The sequence below is a fragment of the Rhizobium hidalgonense genome (genome assembly GCF_005862185.2).
Classification (GTDB): domain Bacteria; phylum Pseudomonadota; class Alphaproteobacteria; order Rhizobiales; family Rhizobiaceae; genus Rhizobium; species Rhizobium hidalgonense.
On record NZ_CP054028.1, the window covers coordinates 340,937 to 358,563 of the forward strand.

The window sequence follows — 17,627 nt, forward strand, 5'->3', positions numbered from 1 at the left end:
GGCCGATCATGATCCTAGGCTGGTGCACGGTTCTCTCCATAATATTATGGGGCCTCGTAATCGACAGGGGCATCGTTGCCTGGCTCAACCGACGTTGCGATCAGCCCTTCCGGGACGGTACCGACTTTCTATTCAGCGGTATTCTGCCGGCTCTGGCGATAGCCGGCGGCGCAGCGACCATCCTTGGTGCATTTCACGGATTGCGATGGGAGATCGTTCTCCCTCTGGTGGTCGTGTCGATGATCTGGCGGCGGCGCGATCTCGTCGCCGTTCTCTACGACGTCAGTTCATTTTTTCGTAAAATCGTGGCCGAAGCCAGGATCGGCAACCCCTTGCCGATCCTGGCGGCCCTCGTATGCATTGGCTATTGCTATGCGTGGAGCATCGAGGCCCTGTTCCCGCCGAGTGTTGCCGACGTTTGGGTTTTCCACATCCCGCTCGCAAACAGCATCATCGATCACGCCGGCTTTGTGTCGCCGCAGATCGACCATCCCTTCTACGGCAATATTCCGCTCTTCTTCAATTTGCTGTTTGCGCTGGTGATGATGGTCAGCGGCCACTGGACCAGCGCAGCGGCAATAAATATCGCAATTTTCTTCGGATTTCTGTTCCTGCTTTCAAGCTGCGCCAGTCGTTGGCGGGCATGCGGTTTTTTCGTGGTGGCCGCTCTGATCCTCAGCACCTCTTTCTTCAAGGGAAGTGTCGGCGAACCGATGACGGATCTGGCCCGGTCGTGTTTCTCAGTCGCAGCCGTGCTTTTCCTATGGCGTTATCTGGAAACCCGACGTCCGGCGGAGCTTTTTCACTGTGCGCTCGTCTTGGGAGGAGCGGTCGGAGGAAAATACACGGAACTGCAAATGATTGGCCTGATAGGGCTGGCATTGATGCCGACGCTTCTCAAGAGAAGGGTATCGCTGCCGCTCTTTCTGTCATGCCTCTGCGCATTCCTTGCAGTCGCGGGCTACTGGTATGCGAAAAACCTGATCGTTCTCGGCAATCCGATCTATCCTTTCATGTTCGGTCATCCGGGCCTCACCGACGCCTGGATGGCGGACTACATGCTCGAATTGGGCCGAGCCTTCGATCCCGCCAACCGACATTTCGTGACGAACCTCGCAACTCTGCAAGGTTGGCATGACTTCCTCCATATCCTTTACAACTGGTTCTTCGCCGGCAAGCTGAATGCTTTCGTCGCTCTCGCTTTGATACTGGCCGGTCTTGCCGTGGCTTTTCGGCGCATCGCATTTCTCGCAGCGATGACCGCTGCCATGTTTGTGATATGGTACACCGTTATGTTCAATCACATACGCTGGGCGACACCAGCCTATCTGCTGTTCTTTTCGACCGGATTTATCGGCGCCTCACTGGTTCGCGAACGGCTGGATCAATGGCTCGACAGGCAGGTCCTGCCGCGGATAGCCCCATTGAAGAAAATTGCCTCTTCGCCGGCATGCATGGTCGCCAGCCCGGTGATCATCAGCTTGCTGGCAGCGGGGCTCTGGATTGCCCACTGGTATCGCCTGGGCGGCAGCGACATCGATCCGGTCAAGGCGAAAGAATTCGACGTCGCGCTCGGGATGATAAGCGTCGACAAATACATGGAGAGCCATCGCGAAGCCTATTTCATGTACCGCTACATCGCAGATCACGACCTGCGCGCCGTTTTTCAGCCTTTCGATACGGCCAATACATTGTTGTCCACCGCTTATAACGACGGCCGGGATGGCGGCTGGCAATTGCCACGCTACGTGCTGCCTGCGCCGGGTTCGGATATCGGTGCTTTCATCAAGAACAATCGCATAGCGTACTTCATCGTTCCCCCCGATGCCGGTAGCGCGTTCCTCGCCGAACGCATTGGAGAAGACAAAATAGTGATCGCCAACAGCGTCATAGCCCACATGATGCCCCGCTCCTCGCTGATATTGACGGATCGGTTCGGCTGGAAGCTCTACCGCTTTGACGCGGATCGGGCATCGTGACCGCTCCGTCCTCCCGCGCATTGCTTCGCACCGTCATTCCGGTCCTGAAAGTGGCCGTCGCGCTCGGCCTCGTCATATGGATCGCGCGCAAGGTAGATTTTTCGGAAGGCTGGGCTGCGGTCCAGGCGCTGTCGGCGACAACCATCTCGGTCAGTATCCTCCTTCTGCTCCTGCAGGCCCTGCTGTCGGCGTGGCGGTGGTGCCTTCTGTCGGAAATGATAGGGCAAAGGCTGAAAATGACAGGCGCCATGAAACTCTTCATGCAAAGCCTGTTCTATAATCAAGCTCTTCCAAGTCCCATTCCGGGCGATGCCGCGCGCATATTCGGCGCCATCAAATATGGCCTGACGATAACGGAAGCGACGCTGGGCGTCGTCATGGACCGTATCCTTACTCTGTTCGGGCTGGCGGTGGTTGCGCTGATCGGACTGCTCATCATGCGCGGCTTTTACGGGCACGACTTTCCAATCCCCTACTTGGTCGAACTCACAGCCCTTGGCGTCGCGGGAACAATCGCATCGGCCTTGGTCTTCAGCTGGCGCCGGCACTTCTTCGTCCGGTTTCTTCCTGCGAAGCTGCACGCGCTGAACGAGGCGCTGGGGACTTTTCTCAGACACCGACGAATGCTTGGGATATTCCTGTTGACCCTCGTCATTCACGGATTGAGTGTCGTCTCGCTTGAGATCCTCGTTCTCGGTCTTGGTCTCCCGCTCGGTTGGGGTCAGGCTGCGGCCGCTTTCCCGCCGGTACTCTTGATCGCCATGGTTCCGATTTCCGTCGGAGGATGGGGCCTGCGGGAAGGCGGCATGATCGTTTCCCTTGCCGTGTTCGGCATAGGCACGACTGATGCCGCGACGCTCTCGGTGGTTTTCGGTCTGTTGCAGCTTGTGGTCGGGTTGGCCGGTGGTGTATTCGTCCTTTCGCGTCCTCATTCGGGAAAGATCAAAGCGCTCTGATGAGCCTGAACAGATCATATGGAGCTGCCAACATGCATGCCTTGGTAACGGGAGGGGCCGGATTTATCGGCAGCCATCTCTGCGATCGCCTTTTGGATTTGGGCTATCGGGTCACCGCGATCGACAATCTTCATCTTGGCCGGATGCGGAACATCGACCATCTCAAGGGTCGACCGGATTTTCGCTTCCATCAGCTGGATATGCTCGATCGGGAAGGCATGGACCAGCTCGTTGCCGCGGACCGTCCCGACGCCGTTTTTCATCTTGCCGCCAATTCCGATATTGCCGCAGGCAATGCCAATACGGAACTGGACCTGCAGCTGAACCAGCTGACGACGACGACGCTGCTTGCCATCATGCGCAAGTATCAGATCGGCAGACTTTTTTTCGCCAGCACCTCCGCAGTGTTCGGCGAAGCGGAAGGAAACATCCACGAGAACCACGGCCCCCTGCGGCCGATCTCCTTGTATGGCGCCAGCAAGCTTGCCGCCGAAGCCTATTTGTCCGTCTATGCGCTGTCATTCGGCATCAAGACGCTTGTACTGCGGTTTCCCAATGTCGTCGGAGAGCGCTCCACGCATGGAGCAATCTACGATTTCATCAACAGGCTGAAGGCTGATCCGACAAGACTCCAGGTGCTTGGCAACGGAATGCAGACAAAGCCTTATCTCTATGTCGGCGACCTGGTGGATGCCATTCTGCTCGCTTGGGACAAGGCCCCAGGCACCTATGAGGTGTTTCATGCGAGCGGCATCGGCGAAACGTCCGTCCGGGACATCGCTGAGATCGTGGTCTCCAAAGTTGCGGCCGGAGCTGCCATCGAATACGGAAGCGAAGACCGCGGCTGGCTTGGCGATGTGCCGCGCTTCAGCTACGACATAAGCCGGCTCGTAACGCTGGGCTGGTCTCCGAAGCGGAAATCGACGGAAGCCGTTGAACTTGCCGTCGAGCGGATCCTGGCGAATGGCTTCTGACGCCGCTATCCACCAGGCGATCATTATTGCCGGAGGCCTTGGAACGCGCGCGCGCAGCATGACCGGCGACGCCATTCCGAAGGCGCTTCTGCCGCTTGCCGGCGTGCCGATCATTCTCAGGCAGATTCGCGTCCTCGCCCGTGAGGGCGTTCGGCATGTGCGGGTGCTTGGCGGCCACCTCGGCGGCCAGCTCGAGCCTGCACTGAGCCCCGAAGCTGAAAAACTCGGCATCGAGGTCGAAGTTTTGGTTGAGACCTCTCCACTCGGCACTGCAGGCTGCCTGGTGACTTTGGACACCGTGACCGGGGACGTCCTGATCGTCTACGGCGACATGCTGTTCGATATCGATCTTTCGGCACTGGCGAGTCATCGTCAGCAATTTCCCGCCGCCCTGACCATCATCGCTCACCCCAACGACCATCCTCGCACATCCGATCTCGTCGTCCAGAAGCATGGCTATCTCCAGCGCCTTTTGCCCCGCAAAGCGCCGCGCGATGCGGATTGGCGCAATCTGGTGCCGGCCGGCCTGTACGTGGCTTCTGAGCAATTTTTCCAGGCGCTCTTGCCAGGTCAAACGGCTGATATGATCCACGATGTCATTCCCGGTCTCCTCGAACGATCCATTCCGATCGCGATTTATGACACGCCGGAATATATGAAGGATACCGGGTCGCCGAACCGGCATGCTGCCGCCGAGGAGGACCTCCGACAGGAACGGGTTCATGCGGCGCATCTGTCCGTGCGAAGGCCCGCAGTGTTTTTCGATTGCGATGGCGTGCTCAACGAAGATGTCGGCGGCCATGGCGTCACCCATCCCGATCAGGTGAAGCTGATCGACCGGGCAGGCGAAGCCGTGCGGCTCGCCCGCGAGGCCGGTTTCCTGACGATTGCGGTTACCAACAGACCGCAGGTCGCCAAAGGCTTTCTGGATGAAGCCGGGCTGGATCATGTTCTCGGGCGCCTCGAGGCTGAGCTTGCAGCAGAGGGCGGCGTCCTCGACCGGATTTATTTTTGTCCGCATCATCCGGACAAAGGATTTCCCAATGAGGTCGCAGCGCTCAAGATCAATTGTGAATGCCGCAAGCCGGGAGATCTGATGATCCGCCAGGCAATGGCGGAGTTGCCGATCGAAAGATCGAAATCCGTCATCATCGGCGACAGCCTGCGCGACATCGGTGCGGGCCGCAAGGCAGGCATCTGGGCTTATGGCGTTCGGACGGGTTATGGCCTGCGGGATGAAAAAAGCTACCCCACCGCGGAAGCTGACATTCCCCGCGCCGATCTTGTCTTCGACACGGTCTATGACGCCGCTCGCTTTCAGTGCGGTTATCAGGATATCGGCCGCGAGCTTTCCGTAGCCATTCATCAGCGTCTTTCCAGTAATGCCGGCCCGCTGCTCGTCAGCATATGCGGTCGTTCCCGCTCCGGCAAAAGCACGCTTGCGCATGCGATCGAGCGTCTGCTCACGGAATCGGGGCACCGGGTGCTGAGGCTGGAATTCGATCGCTGGATACTGCCGCTCGAACATCGCCGCTCGGATATGAACGCGGAAGAACGCAACCGGGTCGAACTTTATCCCGAGATCGTCAGGATGCTGCGCCAATCCGGACAGGTGGAGGCGCCAGGTTACGACGCGGCAAGCCGTAGCCGGCGTACGGATACCGTCATCTACGACGCTGGTAACGCCGAGGTCATTCTCCTGGATGGCATCTTTGCCGGGCATCAGTCGATCCGCGAAGATGTCGATATGGCTGTCTTCGTCGAAGCGTCGCACCAGATGCTGTTCGATCGCTTTCATAATTTTTACGCCTGGAAAGGCCTCACCCCAGCTGCCGCCGAAGACCTCTTGACGTCGCGCATTCAGGAGGAATGGCCGAAGATCGATCTGCAGCGGGCATCGGCCGATATCGTCATCAATCTCGAGGAGACAATCCTTTGATCGTTTCATCCGCACCTTTTCGTGTCAGCTTCGCCGGCGGCGGCTCCGATATAGCCTCCTATTACCGCCGTCAGGCGGGCGCGGTGTTGTCCTGCGCGATAGCCAAATACAGCTTCGTCATCGTGCACAACTATTTCAATGAGAACAAATATCATCTGAAATATACGCGGACCGAACTTGCCGAGACGCTCGAAGAGATCGCCCATCCGCTGTTGCGTGAGGCCCTGCGGATGCATCGGGTCGAGCCCGGCATCGAAGTCGCTTCCGTCGCCGACATTCCCTCCGGAACCGGCCTCGGATCATCCAGCTCCTTTTCCGTGGCGCTGATCAACGCACTCTATGCCCACAGGTCGCGCTTTGCCTCCAAGGATCGGCTGGCGGAAGAGGCCTGCAAACTCGAAATCGATATCCTGAAGGAGCCGATCGGAAAACAGGACCAATATGCGGCCGCGCATGGCGGCCTGAATTTCATCGAATTCAATTCCAACGGCAGCGTGAATGTTCAGCCCGTCGTCCTCAGCTCGAAAAAAATGGCAGAGCTCGAGAGCAACATCCTGTTGTTTTTCACCGGAAGCCAGCGCGATACGCGCTCGGTGCTGTCGACGCAGGTGCAGGCCATGGAGGCGGACGAGGAAAAATTCCGGACTGTCGAGCGCATGGTGCAGCTGGCTTACGAAATGCGCGACATCCTGATGAGCGGGGATCTCGGTGCCTTCGGCGAAGCGCTGCATCGCGGATGGATGATGAAAAGATCTCTGACATCGAAGATCACCAACAGCGCGATCGACGAGTGTTACGATGCGGCCCGTGCGGCCGGCGCCATCGGCGGCAAGCTGGCAGGTGCTGGCGGAGGGGGCTTCCTCGTCCTCTATTGCCCTAAAGATCGCCAGGAAAAAGTGCGGCAGGCGCTGTCGCAGCTCAAGGAAATCGAGTTTCGTTTCGACTGGAGCGGCGCGCGCATCGCCTTTGCACAATAGAGGGTGTAAATGGCACCGCGTCTCATCATCACCGGATCGACCGGCTATATCGGCGCAAGACTGGCAGCGAAGGCGCGTGAGCGCGGCTTCGAGGTGGTTGAATTCGGTCGGCGGTCCGAAGCCAAGTGGCGCATCGGTGACGAGCCTTCTGCGTCCGATCTGGAAGGGGCGGTTGGAATCGTCCATCTCGCCCATTCCTGGGCGACTGCGCCGGAAGCGGCCGAGGAAGAAAACATCAATATATCAGGCACCGTGAAATTGGCGGAAGCCGCACGGGCAGCCGGAGTGCCGCGCTTCGTCTTTTCTTCCTCCACCTCGTCCCGGCAGGAAGCGCTCAATATTTACGGCCGCACCAAGTTCAGGATCGAACAGCATTTGGCGGCCAGCTCCGCAGCGCCGATCGTACGCATTGCGCGAATCGGGCTCGTTTACGGCGGCCCGCGGACGGCCATGTACGGCCTGATGGTCAAGCTGGCCGCCTTGAGTCCGATTTTGCCGATGATAGGGCTCAGCCGAGAGGTCCAGCCGATTCATCTTGACGAGGTCGCCGCCGGCCTGTTGGCGCTGGCGACAGAAGAAAATCCGCAGCAGCAAACATTCGTGCTTGCGCAGGAAAAGCCCATCAGCTTTGCCGGCTGGCTCAGAATTCTTCGCCGCAGTCAGGGCAAGGGCAACCTCCATTTCATACCGATCCCTCTGAACGCTGCACTTTTTGCCTGCCGTATGACGAAGCTCCTGCCATTGATCCCCACGGTCGATCCGGAGCGCGTGCTCGGGCTTGCGGGCGCATCACCCATGGAAAGCGGCGACAGTCTGAGGCTCCTGAAGTTGAACCTGGCTGACCCGCTGACTGTGCTTGCCGGAGAGTTCGGCCAAACCGGCGACGAGCAGTCGCGAAGCGAAGCGCAAGCTCTGCTGCGATATCTCGGCGTCGTACCGACGCAAATACAACTGCAGCGGCTCTGCGAAGGACTTCGGCGTGAGGGGCTGTCGCCGCTCGGCCTTTCTCCGGCGCTCATCCGGCATCCGCGCCTGCTGGCGCTCTTTGAACCGCCGGCCAACCAGACGAAACATCGCCTCGCCCGAGCCCTCTACCTGGCCGATCTCGCCAGTGAGCCGGAAAGGCATTCCGGCAGGAGAACCGGATTTTTCGACGCAACACTGACCATTGCCAGCGATGCACTGCTGTTTCCGCTGCGCACGCTTCTGGCAGGGAAATATCGATGACTGCGCCCGACGCCGACTTCATCATCATCGGCAGTGGACCCGCAGGCGTCTCCGCCGCCTTTCCGCTGATAGCGGCCGGCCGCCGCGTTCTGATGCTGGATGCCGGCAATGATGCCGGGCCGCAGGAGGAGGACCGCAGCGTCCGCGTCCTCGGAAGCGATCTGGAATCACTGCGCGGCGACGACGGCAGCTCGCCGAAACTGCAGACCCCTGTCGCACGCGGGATCCTCGAACCCTTTCGACGCCAGTCCGACATATCGGGCGACGGTTTCACGCCGATCGGCAGCCTTGCTCGCGGCGGCCTCTCCAATATCTGGGGCGCGCAAGTCAGCTACCTCGACGCCGAGGATATTGCGGATTGGCCGATAGACATCGCTTCCCTCCAGAGATCCTACGAACATGTCGCCAAACGCATCGGCATCAGCAGCAATGCCGATGTTGCGGCGGGCGCCACCGGTGAGCCCGTTCTACCGCTTGGTGCGACCGCCGCCCATGTTCTTCGCAGACACGACAACCAAACCCCGGCAGATGGATCGTTTCGGCTTTATCCCGCAATCAATGCCATCCTTTCGCAAGCGAGGCCCGGACGGGCGGCATGCGATCTGCGCGGCGATTGTCTCTATGGCTGTCCCAGCGGCGCAATTTATAACAGCAGGCAAGACCTGCTTCTCTTACGGCAATCTCCGCATTTTCGTTTGCTCGACAATATGCGGGCCGTCACCTTGATCCGCAGTGCAGGCTGGACTGTGGGAACGGCGGACGGATCGTCATTTTCCGCGCCGAAAATCATCCTTGCCGCTGGCGTGCTTGGAACGGCCGGCCTGCTGGCCGATCTCCTGCCGATTGACGAGCAGGGACTGCGTCTGTTGAACAGTCCCACGCTGGCCATTCCCCTGCTCTCCCCCTCGAGATTACTGCGCCCGGCGACGCCGACACACAGTCTGGCGCAGCTCGGATTGTCTCTGCGCTATGGCGGCGGCGCATCGGATTACGTGACGGGGGCGATCTATGAAGTCGGCTCCCTGCCAGCGCAGAGCTTCATAAACAGGATGCCGCTCGGCCGAAAGGCCGGACGCGCCGCATTCGAGACTATCGCCAGCAGCCTGCTCGTGGCGACGATCTACTACCCCGGCGATCAAAGCCGGAGCTACATCCACCGAGATGCAGCGTCGGGAAAGCGCCTGACTATCCGCGGCGGCTTCGCAGACGGTTTTGGCCTTCGCGCCGAGGCTTTGAAAAAAGCGCTCCGCCGTGAATGGAAACGATTGGGACTCGTTCAACTCCCTGGCGCATCGCTGGCGGAGCCCGGTATCGATGCGCATTTCGCAGGCACTTTGCCTATGGGCGCAACCGGTGCGTTCGGCACCTCGTCGGACGGCGAATTGAATTTCCACCCCGGTCTCTACGTCGTCGACGGCTCGATTATTCCCGATCTGTCCTCGAAATACATCACGATGACGATCATGGCCAATGCCGACCGCATCGCTCATCGTCTCGCCGAAACGGAAGCGAAGCCGGCGCTCTGAAACAAGAAAAAGCTGGGTAAAATCGGCCTGCCGTTCAAGCTCGCAGCTGCGGCAACGCCTCGCCGGTCAGCGACAAGAGCGGCTGGTAGTCATCTTCGGCAAGCACTGCAAAATCAACGAGGCCGAGCGTGGCGCGCATGGCAGCCAGCGAGGGCTCCCTGATGGCGGCGCCGAGTGCGCGCCGCATCAGAAGGACCTGGTCGTCCGAGGTGTTGCCGGAGGTGATAAACGGCAGCCCCGGGCCTTTGGGCGTTTCTGCGATAATGCGGACTCCCTCGACAAGGGCGGGATCGAAACGGCGGATATTGGCATAGGTGACGCAATCGATGGCCGCGCTGTCGGCCCTACCTTCAGCAACCGCCGCAATGCTGCTGCCATGGCTGCCGGTGTCGATGATCCGGCCGAAGAAGCGGCCGCCCTGGGCAAGCGGAGCGACGGCGGCGCGAAAGAGATTGCTGCCGGAATTGCTGTCAGGGCTGTTGATCGCAGCCGTGGTACCGCGCAAATCCTCCAGCGAACCAAGCGACGAATCCTTGCGGACGATAATGAAGCTGCACATCAGCGGGCCGTCGCAGCCGGGATGGTCGTAGACCGGCGTCGCCACCAGGCGAACGCTGCCGCGCAGGCTTCTGGCAAAGGGATAGCCGCAGGTCTGCGAGAGGAGGAGATCCGGTCTCAGCCAGGCCTCGTCATAGGGCACCGTCCGATCGGGTGTCTTAGGCAAGTCCGTCAGGCCGGCTTGCGCGAGATAATGCCGGAGGAACGACCAGAGCTCAGCCGTCGCAGCCGCGAGCGGTTCCGATGTGACATACATGGCGATGCTGACGAGAGGCATTCCGGTTTTTCCTGCGGCGAAGCGCAGGCATCGACCACGTCAGGCGATGCCGCCCAGGCATACATATTTGAGTTCGGTATATTCGTCCAACCCGTGCCTCGACCCTTCGCGGCCGAGGCCCGACATCTTGACGCCGCCGAACGGCGCCTCGGCGGTTGAGACGAGGCCGGTGTTGACGCCGACCATCCCGTATTCGAGCGCTTCGGCGACACGGAATACCCGCGACAGATCACGCGCGTAAAAATACGAAGCAAGCCCGAACTCGGTGTCGTTTGCCTTTTCAATGACATCCTGCTCGTCGCGGAAACGAAAAAGCGGTGCAAGCGGCCCGAAGGTTTCCTCACGCGCGACCTGCATGCCGGCATCGACATCGCGCAGGATCGTTGGCTCGAAGAAATGGCCGCCCAAGGCGTGGCGCTTGCCCCCCGATACGATGCCAGCGCCTTTTGCAACAGCGTCGTGAATATGGCTTTCAATCTTGGCGACGGCGTTGTTGTCGATCAGCGGCCCCAGCGCGACATCACGCTCCAGGCCATTGCCGACCTTCAATGCCGATACGGCCTCGGCGAGCTTGGCGGCGAAGGCTTCGTAGACGCCGTCCTGGACATAGAGCCGGTTGGCGCAGACGCAGGTCTGGCCGTTGTTGCGGAACTTGGCGATGATCGCGCCCTCGACCGCGGCATCGAGATCGGCATCGTCGAAGACGATGAAGGGGGCATTGCCGCCAAGCTCGAGGCCGAGCTTTTTGATCGTCGGCGCGCATTGCCGGTAAAGCAGTTCGCCCGTCCGGGTGGAGCCGGTGAAGGTCAGGACCCTGATGTCGCGGCTAGCCGTCAGCACGCCGCCGATTGCTGCCGCATCGCCGGTGACGATGCTGAGCAGACCGGGCGGCAGGCCGGCTCGCTCCGCGAGAACGGCAAGCGCGATTGCCGAGAACGGCGTCTGCGGCGCCGGTTTGAGAACGACGGCGCAGCCGGCGGCGAGTGCCGGACCGACCTTGCGCGTGATCATCGCGTTCGGAAAATTCCAGGGGGTGATCGCCGCCACCACGCCTGCCGGCTGGCGGAGGACGAGGATGCGCTTGTCCGGTTGATGTCCCGGTATGGTCTCGCCGTTGATACGTCTCGCCTCTTCGGCAAACCACTCGATGAAGCTTGCGCCATAGGTGATCTCGCCTTTGGCCTCATCGAGCGGTTTTCCCTGCTCCAGCGTCAGGATCATCGCCAGATCGTCACGGTTTTCAATCATCAGGCGGTGCCATGCCTTGAGAACGGCGGCGCGTTCGCCGGCGGTCTTCTTCGCCCAAAGCTTCTGGGCAATGACGGCCGCGCGGATGGCCTCTTCCGTTTCCGAGGCCCCGAGATCGGGGACTACGCCGAGCGCCTCGCCGGTTGCCGGATTACGGAGCGTCGTCGCTTGCCGGCCTTCCGCTTCGATCCAGCGATCGGCGACCGGGCACGCCTCACGGAACAGCGAGGGATCATTGAGCTTCATAGGACAACTCTCAACAGAACACGTGAGCGGCACCCGGATCGAAATCCAGATGGACTGTATCGCCGCGGCTGAGGCCGGTGATCGCCTCATGACCGAATGGCAGGCGAACCGCCAGCGCCTCGCCATTCGCCGTTTCCGTGGAAACGTGGATGTTGTTGCCGAGGAAGGTAATGTCGCTGACGGTGGCGGCGAGACCCGCGCCCGCTTGGGCGCGCGACAGCCGAATGCGCTCCGGCCGCAACATCAAGGCCGCCCTCGTGCCCGAGGCGCCTTTTCCATGCACCGGAATGCGATTGAAGACCGATCCGCCGCCGAGCGAAATGGTGGCCTGTCCGTCGGACGACGACAGCAGGTCACAAGAAATGAAATCGCTGTCGCCGATGAATTCGGCAACGAAGCGGGTCTTGGGATTGGCGTAGAGTTCGGGGCCGGTCCCGATCTGGTCGATGACCCCCTTGGAAAAGACGGCGATGCGGTCGGAGAGCCGCAGCGCCTCCTCCTGGTCGTGCGTGACGTAAAGGATGGTCACCTCGGTCTGCTGGTGGATGCGGCGGATCTCGTGCTGGATTTCCTCGCGCAGCTTCTTGTCGAGCGCCGACAGCGGCTCGTCCATCAGAAGCACCGGCGGATCATAGGCCAGAGCCCTAGCAAGGGCGACGCGCTGCTGCTGGCCACCGGACATTTGCGCCGGCTTGCGATCCTCGAAACCCTCGAGCCGGACGAGGCGCAGCATCTCCTTCACCTTGCTGTCGATCTCGGCCTTGGACTTGCGCCGGACCTTCAGCGGAAAGGCGATGTTTTCACCCACCGTCAGATGCGGAAACAGGGTGTAGCGCTGGAACACCATGCCGATATTGCGCTTGTGCGACGGCGTGGCGAGCAGGGTCTTGCCCTCCAGCGTAATGTCGCCCTTCGTCGGATTGTCGAACCCGGCCAGGATGTAGAGTGTCGTGCTCTTTCCGGATCCGGACGGCCCGAGAAAGGTCAGGAACTCCCCACGCCGAACGTCGAGCGTGACATCGTGGACGGCGACGACAGGGCCGTATTCCTTGCGTATGCCACGGATCTGAAGGAATGGTTCGTTCATTGTTTCAGTACCTTACGCACGACGGCAACCAGGGCCATCAAGATGATCGTCAAAAGGATGAGAAGGGTCGACGCCGCTGCGACAACAGGCGTCAGGTCTTGCCGCAACGTCGCCCATACTTTTACGGGCAGCGTCTGCAGGGTCGGGCTGGACATGAAGATCGCCACCACCACCTCGTCCCAGGATGTCAGGAACGAGAAGACGGCCGCCGAAAACAGCCCATGGCTGATCGCGGGAAGCGTAACCCGGATCTTGGCTTCCAGGGGAGAGGCGCCGCAGAGCACCGCCGCATCCTCGATCGACTTGTCGAAACCCTCCAGGGCACCGGAAATCGACAGGATCGAGAAGGGCAGTGCGAGCACGAGGTGCGAAATGACGAAGCCGGTCAAAGTGCCGCCAAGGCCGATCCTCAGGAAGAAGGCGTAGAGGGCGACCGCGAGAACCACGACCGGAAGGATCATCGGGGTCAAGAACAGCGCTTTCAGCGCATCGCGGAACATGAACGAACCACGCACCAGTCCGAAGGATGTCACGAGCCCGAGCAGCACCGACAGGATGGTCACGATGACCGCGATCTTGAAGCTCGTCAAAGCCGATTCCAGCCATCGCGGGTCGGCGAAGAGTTCGCCGTACCACTGAAACGTCCAGCCGGGCGGCGGAAAGATCAGCCACTGCGAGGAGCCGAAGGATAGAGCCGCGATGAAGACGATCGGCAGCAGCAGGAAGGCGGCCGTCAGAAGCGTTATGCCGAGAAGGACGTATTTCCACCAGCCGAGACGGTCGAAATTGAGCAACATATCAACGCCCTCCCGGGTTCTGGTTGCCGAAAAAACGCAGCTGCACGGCATAAAGCGACAGGGTCACCACCAGGAGAACCAGTGCGGCGGCGCCGCCCATTCCCCAGTTGACCAGCGACTGCACGAACTGGGCGATCAGCTCTGCGAGCATCATGTTGGCGGTACCGCCGAGAAGCGAGGGCGTGACGAAATAACCGAGCGACATGACGAAGACCATCAGGGCGCCGGCCGCCATGCCGGGTGTGGCCAGGGGCAGGAGAACCCGCGTCAGACACTGCCAGCGGTTGGCGCCGCAAAGGGCCGCCGCCTGCAGGATCGACGGGTCGATCTTCTTGATCACGCCATAGAGCGGCAGGATGATGAAAGGCAGCATGATATAGGTCATGCCGATCGTCACGCCGGTCAGATTGTTGACGAGCGCTAAGGGCTGGTCAATCAGCCCCATTCCCATCAGCATCTTGTTGATGAGCCCGGTCCGCTGCAGCAGCACCATCCAGGCATAGGTGCGAGCCAGCAGGTTGGTCCACATCGACAGGAGCAGGATCGCAAAGATCACCGAGGTCAGCCGTCCGGGCATGATCGCCAGCGCCCAGGCGACCGGAAATCCGATCGCGAGCGAAATGACCGTCACGAGACCGGAGACGATGAATGTATTGGCGAAAATCTTCAGATAGGTCGAAGACCCGATCAGCTGCGCATAGTTTCCGAGACCCGGCACTGGTTCCAGCACGCTTCGCAGCAGCAGTATCGCCACCGGCACGACGAAAAAGATGCCGACGAAGGCGAAAGCCGGAACGACTCCGCTAAACCCTGTTGGCCTGCGTATCTTCGGCAAGGGCGCAATTACGCCGGAGGCATCGCTATACGTCGACATGACAGTCCTTCCCACCCGTCAATCCGCGGGCGCCGGGGTGCAACCGATTGCACTGGCGCTGCGGGGGCACGGCGACCTTCGCCGTGCCCGTTGATCTCAAGCTTCAGTCTATTTCGCCTGCCAAGCGTACCACTTCTCGCCAATGGCATCGCGGTTATCAGCCCAGTAGTTCATATCGGCGTTGACCTGGCTTGCGGTCTGCTGGTCCGGCAGGGTCTTGGCCGTTTCCGGGTCCATCAGCTTGGCCGAGTCGACGTTGATCGGCGCATAGCCGGTAGCCTTTGCCAGGGCTGCCTGCGGTTCGGCCGAGGTCGCTAGCGCAATGAACTTCATCGCGGCTTCGACATTCGGCGAACCCTTCGGCACGACGAGCGCATCGGCGGCAGTGATGTTCTGTTCCCAGGAGGTTTCGACCTTGATGCCGGTCGCAGCAAGCGCCGTCATGCGGCCGTTCCAGACGCTGCCGAAGGGCGCTTCGGCGGATGCCAGGAGCTGTTGCGACTGGGCGCCGCCCGACCACCAGACGATATCGGACTTGATAGTGTCGAGCTTCTTGAAAGCACGGTCCAGATCCAGCGGATAGAGCTTGTCGGCAGCCACGCCGTCGGCAAGCAGCGCCGCTTCGATCACGCCGGGAGCCGACCACTTGTAGAATGTGCGCTTGCCCGGGAATTTCGCCGTGTCGAACAGGTCCGCCCATGTCTTCGGGCAGGCTTTAACGGCGTCGGCATTGCAGCCGATGACGAAGGAATAATAGAAGCTCCCGACCGAATAGTCGGTGACGAAGCGCGGGTCGAGCTTGGATTTGTCGATGACGGAGAAGTCGAGCTTCTCGAGCTGGCCGTTCTTGCCGGCCTGGGCGGCATAATCGCCTTCGACGTCGACGACGTCCCAGGTGACTTCGCCGGCCTCGACCATGGCCTTGAGCTTGCCGTAGTCGGTCGGGCCGTCCTGCACGACGGTGATGCCGGACTTTTCGGTGAACGGGCTCGCCCATGCCGCCTTCTGCGCGTCCTGGGTCGTCCCACCCCAGCTGGAGAAGACCATGTTGTCGGCCTTGGCCGGCGCGGAGACCGCAACGAATGCGGCAACCGCCGCGAATGCAAATGTCGTTTTCATGTTCCCTTATCCCTGTTTTGGTTTGTCCTACGGGTTATGCCTTATGCCGTCAGTGCGCCTCGCCCCTGGGAGAAAAGCTTGCTGGCTTCATAATCTTGTTTTCCGCCACCTCGATGAGATCGCGAATCTTTGGCAGGAAGGCCTGCCATCGGGGATCAGCCAGAAGCCGCTGGCGCCTTGCCTCCCGGTCGTCCAAGCTTGTGAAGGCCCAGATGTGGACGATCTCGTTGATCGTCCCGATCTCCGAGAAGAAGTAGCCGACCAGCGTGCCGAGATGGCTCTTCTGGATCTCGATCCCTTCTTCCTCGACGACCTTGAGATATTGCGGGATCGTGCCGTTCTTCAGCCGATAGGTGCGGATTTCGTAAAACATCGGCGTCACCTCATCACGAAGGGATCGGGGATCGGATCGTCGGAGGTCCTCAGCCAGATCGTCTTGGTGCGGGTATAGTCGAGGGCTGCAGCCATGCCGCCTTCCCTGCCGTGGCCCGACAGGCCGAAGCCGCCGAAGGGCGCGATCGGTGATACGGCGCGGTAGGTGTTGACCCAGACGATACCGGCGCGAATGCCCTTCATCAGCCGGTGCGCCCGGGTGAGGTTCTGGGTGAAGACGCCAGAGGCCAGGCCGTAGCGGGTGTCGTTGGCAAGCCGCAGCGCCTCGGCCTCGGTCTCGAAGGACACGACGGAGAGGACCGGGCCGAAGAATTCCTCGATCAGCGAGGGCGAAGCGACGTCGTCGCAATCGAGGATCGTCGGCGGGAAGTAAAAGCCTTCGCCATCGATCTTGCGCCCGCCGGTGACGAGACGGGCGCCGCTTTCGATCGACCTTTCGACGAGGGCGCCGATATTGTCCTGTTGGCGCCTGGTGGCAAGCGGGCCGACTTCGGTCGCCATATCGAGCGGCGCGCCGATCCGGATCGCCTCGGCCTTCTCACGCAGCAGCGCGACAAATTTGTCCTTGATGCTGCGTTCGACGATCAGCCGCGATCCGGCAACGCAGCTTTGTCCCGTTGCGGCGAAGATGCCGGCGACCTGAGCGTTGGCAGCACTTTCGAGGTCGGCATCGGCAAAGACGATGAAGGGCGACTTGCCGCCGAGTTCCAGCGATGTCGAAGCGAGGTTTTCGGCCGAATTGCGAACGACGTGCCGGGCGGTCTCGGGACCGCCGGTGAAGGCGACGTGGGCGACCTTCGAGTGACGGCCGAGGGCCGCACCGCAGGAGGCGCCGAAACCGGTGATGATGTTGACGACGCCAGCGGGAAAGCCGGCTTCGTGCACGAGGCGGGCGAATTCGAGCAGCGGCGCCGGACCATCTTCCGAGGCCTTGACCACCATCGTGCAACCGGCCGCAAGCGCCGGGCCGATCTTGACCGCGGACAGGAAGAGCTGGCTGTTCCACGGCACGACCATGGCAACAACGCCGATCGGCTCGCGGCGAAGCCAGACATCCATGTCGGGCTTGTCGATCGGCAGATAGGCGCCTTCGATCTTGTCTGATATGCCGGCATAATAGCGATAATATTCGGCGACATAGGCGATCTGCGCGGATGTTTCGCGGATGATCTTGCCAGTGTCGCGCGTTTCCAGCTCCGCGAGCACCTGCGCATTGGCGGCAACGAGGTCGGCGAGCTTATAGAGCAGCTTGCCGCGTTGCGTGGCCGTCATTTTCGGCCAGGCGCCTTCGTAAAGTGCCCTGTCGGCAGCGTTGACCGCCCGATCGACATCCCCTTCACGCGCTTCCGGCATTTCTGCCCAGACCGCGCCGGTCGCGGGATCGATGCTCGGGTAGGAGGCTTCGCCATCCGAGAATTCGCCGTCGATATAATGCTGGAAACGCCGCATG

The 17,627-nt window shown here is 60.9% G+C and carries 15 protein-coding genes; 7 read left to right on the top strand and 8 right to left on the bottom strand.

The genetic code is table 11. From position 1 onward, the window contains the following. Nucleotides 1-8 precede the first annotated feature (8 nt). Genes FFM81_RS22880 through FFM81_RS22910 form a run of 7 tightly spaced genes read left to right on the top strand, consistent with a single transcriptional unit; the run spans nucleotide 9 to nucleotide 9,578 of the window. A complete protein-coding gene (locus FFM81_RS22880) occupies nucleotides 9-1,979 on the top strand; it encodes a hypothetical protein (RefSeq protein WP_138384525.1) in 1,971 nt (656 codons plus the stop codon). Further along, nucleotides 1,976-2,935: a lysylphosphatidylglycerol synthase transmembrane domain-containing protein gene (locus FFM81_RS22885; protein ID WP_128397973.1), complete on the top strand. Its 960-nt coding sequence runs from the start codon at nucleotides 1,976-1,978 to the stop codon at nucleotides 2,933-2,935. The genes FFM81_RS22880 and FFM81_RS22885 overlap by 4 nt, the downstream gene beginning before the upstream one ends. A gap of 32 nt (nucleotides 2,936-2,967) precedes the next feature. Next, complete coding sequence (locus FFM81_RS22890) at nucleotides 2,968-3,909, top strand: NAD-dependent epimerase/dehydratase family protein (protein ID WP_138384524.1); 942 nt, start codon at nucleotides 2,968-2,970, stop codon at nucleotides 3,907-3,909. Further along, the gene (locus tag FFM81_RS22895) at nucleotides 3,899-5,848 is read left to right on the top strand and encodes an HAD-IIIA family hydrolase (protein WP_138384523.1); all 1,950 of its coding nucleotides are present in this window, start codon (nucleotides 3,899-3,901) and stop codon (nucleotides 5,846-5,848) included. Before FFM81_RS22890 ends, FFM81_RS22895 begins: the two co-directional genes overlap by 11 nt. Then, a complete protein-coding gene (locus FFM81_RS22900) occupies nucleotides 5,845-6,825 on the top strand; it encodes a GHMP family kinase ATP-binding protein (protein WP_128397976.1) in 981 nt (326 codons plus the stop codon). The genes FFM81_RS22895 and FFM81_RS22900 overlap by 4 nt, the downstream gene beginning before the upstream one ends. Before the next feature lie 9 nt (nucleotides 6,826-6,834). Beyond that, entirely contained in the window at nucleotides 6,835-8,052 is a 1,218-nt protein-coding gene (locus FFM81_RS22905; protein ID WP_128397977.1) for an NAD-dependent epimerase/dehydratase family protein, read from the top strand. Beyond that, complete coding sequence (locus tag FFM81_RS22910) at nucleotides 8,049-9,578, top strand: FAD-dependent oxidoreductase (protein WP_138384522.1); 1,530 nt, start codon at nucleotides 8,049-8,051, stop codon at nucleotides 9,576-9,578. The genes FFM81_RS22905 and FFM81_RS22910 overlap by 4 nt, the downstream gene beginning before the upstream one ends. Nucleotides 9,579-9,612: 34 nt before the next feature. Here the strand turns inward: FFM81_RS22910 and FFM81_RS22915 are convergent, their stop codons facing one another. The 8 genes from FFM81_RS22915 to FFM81_RS22950 form a co-directional block, all read right to left on the bottom strand. After that, nucleotides 9,613-10,413, bottom strand: a complete 801-nt coding sequence (locus FFM81_RS22915) for a phosphate/phosphite/phosphonate ABC transporter substrate-binding protein (RefSeq protein WP_138384521.1) — start codon at nucleotides 10,411-10,413, stop codon at nucleotides 9,613-9,615. Between the two features lie 39 nt (nucleotides 10,414-10,452). Beyond that, nucleotides 10,453-11,907, bottom strand: coding sequence for an NAD-dependent succinate-semialdehyde dehydrogenase (locus FFM81_RS22920; RefSeq protein ID WP_138384520.1), 1,455 nt, complete (start codon nucleotides 11,905-11,907; stop codon nucleotides 10,453-10,455). Nucleotides 11,908-11,917: 10 nt separating this feature from the next. Beyond that, nucleotides 11,918-12,994, bottom strand: a complete 1,077-nt coding sequence (locus FFM81_RS22925) for an ABC transporter ATP-binding protein (protein ID WP_025417791.1) — start codon at nucleotides 12,992-12,994, stop codon at nucleotides 11,918-11,920. Further along, nucleotides 12,991-13,791, bottom strand: coding sequence for an ABC transporter permease (locus tag FFM81_RS22930; protein WP_025417790.1), 801 nt, complete (start codon nucleotides 13,789-13,791; stop codon nucleotides 12,991-12,993). The genes FFM81_RS22925 and FFM81_RS22930 overlap by 4 nt, the downstream gene beginning before the upstream one ends. 1 nt (nucleotide 13,792) lies before the next feature. Continuing rightward, nucleotides 13,793-14,665 carry an ABC transporter permease gene (locus FFM81_RS22935; protein WP_138384519.1) on the bottom strand — a complete coding sequence of 291 codons (873 nt, stop codon included), beginning with the start codon at nucleotides 14,663-14,665 and terminating at the stop codon, nucleotides 13,793-13,795. 108 nt (nucleotides 14,666-14,773) lie between these two features. Next, nucleotides 14,774-15,784, bottom strand: coding sequence for an ABC transporter substrate-binding protein (locus FFM81_RS22940; protein ID WP_138384518.1), 1,011 nt, complete (start codon nucleotides 15,782-15,784; stop codon nucleotides 14,774-14,776). Between the two features lie 49 nt (nucleotides 15,785-15,833). After that, nucleotides 15,834-16,157, bottom strand: a complete 324-nt coding sequence (locus FFM81_RS22945) for an NIPSNAP family protein (protein WP_003572461.1) — start codon at nucleotides 16,155-16,157, stop codon at nucleotides 15,834-15,836. Between the two features lie 5 nt (nucleotides 16,158-16,162). Then, nucleotides 16,163-17,626, bottom strand: coding sequence for an aldehyde dehydrogenase (locus tag FFM81_RS22950; protein WP_138384517.1), 1,464 nt, complete (start codon nucleotides 17,624-17,626; stop codon nucleotides 16,163-16,165). Nucleotide 17,627: the final 1 nt, after the last annotated feature.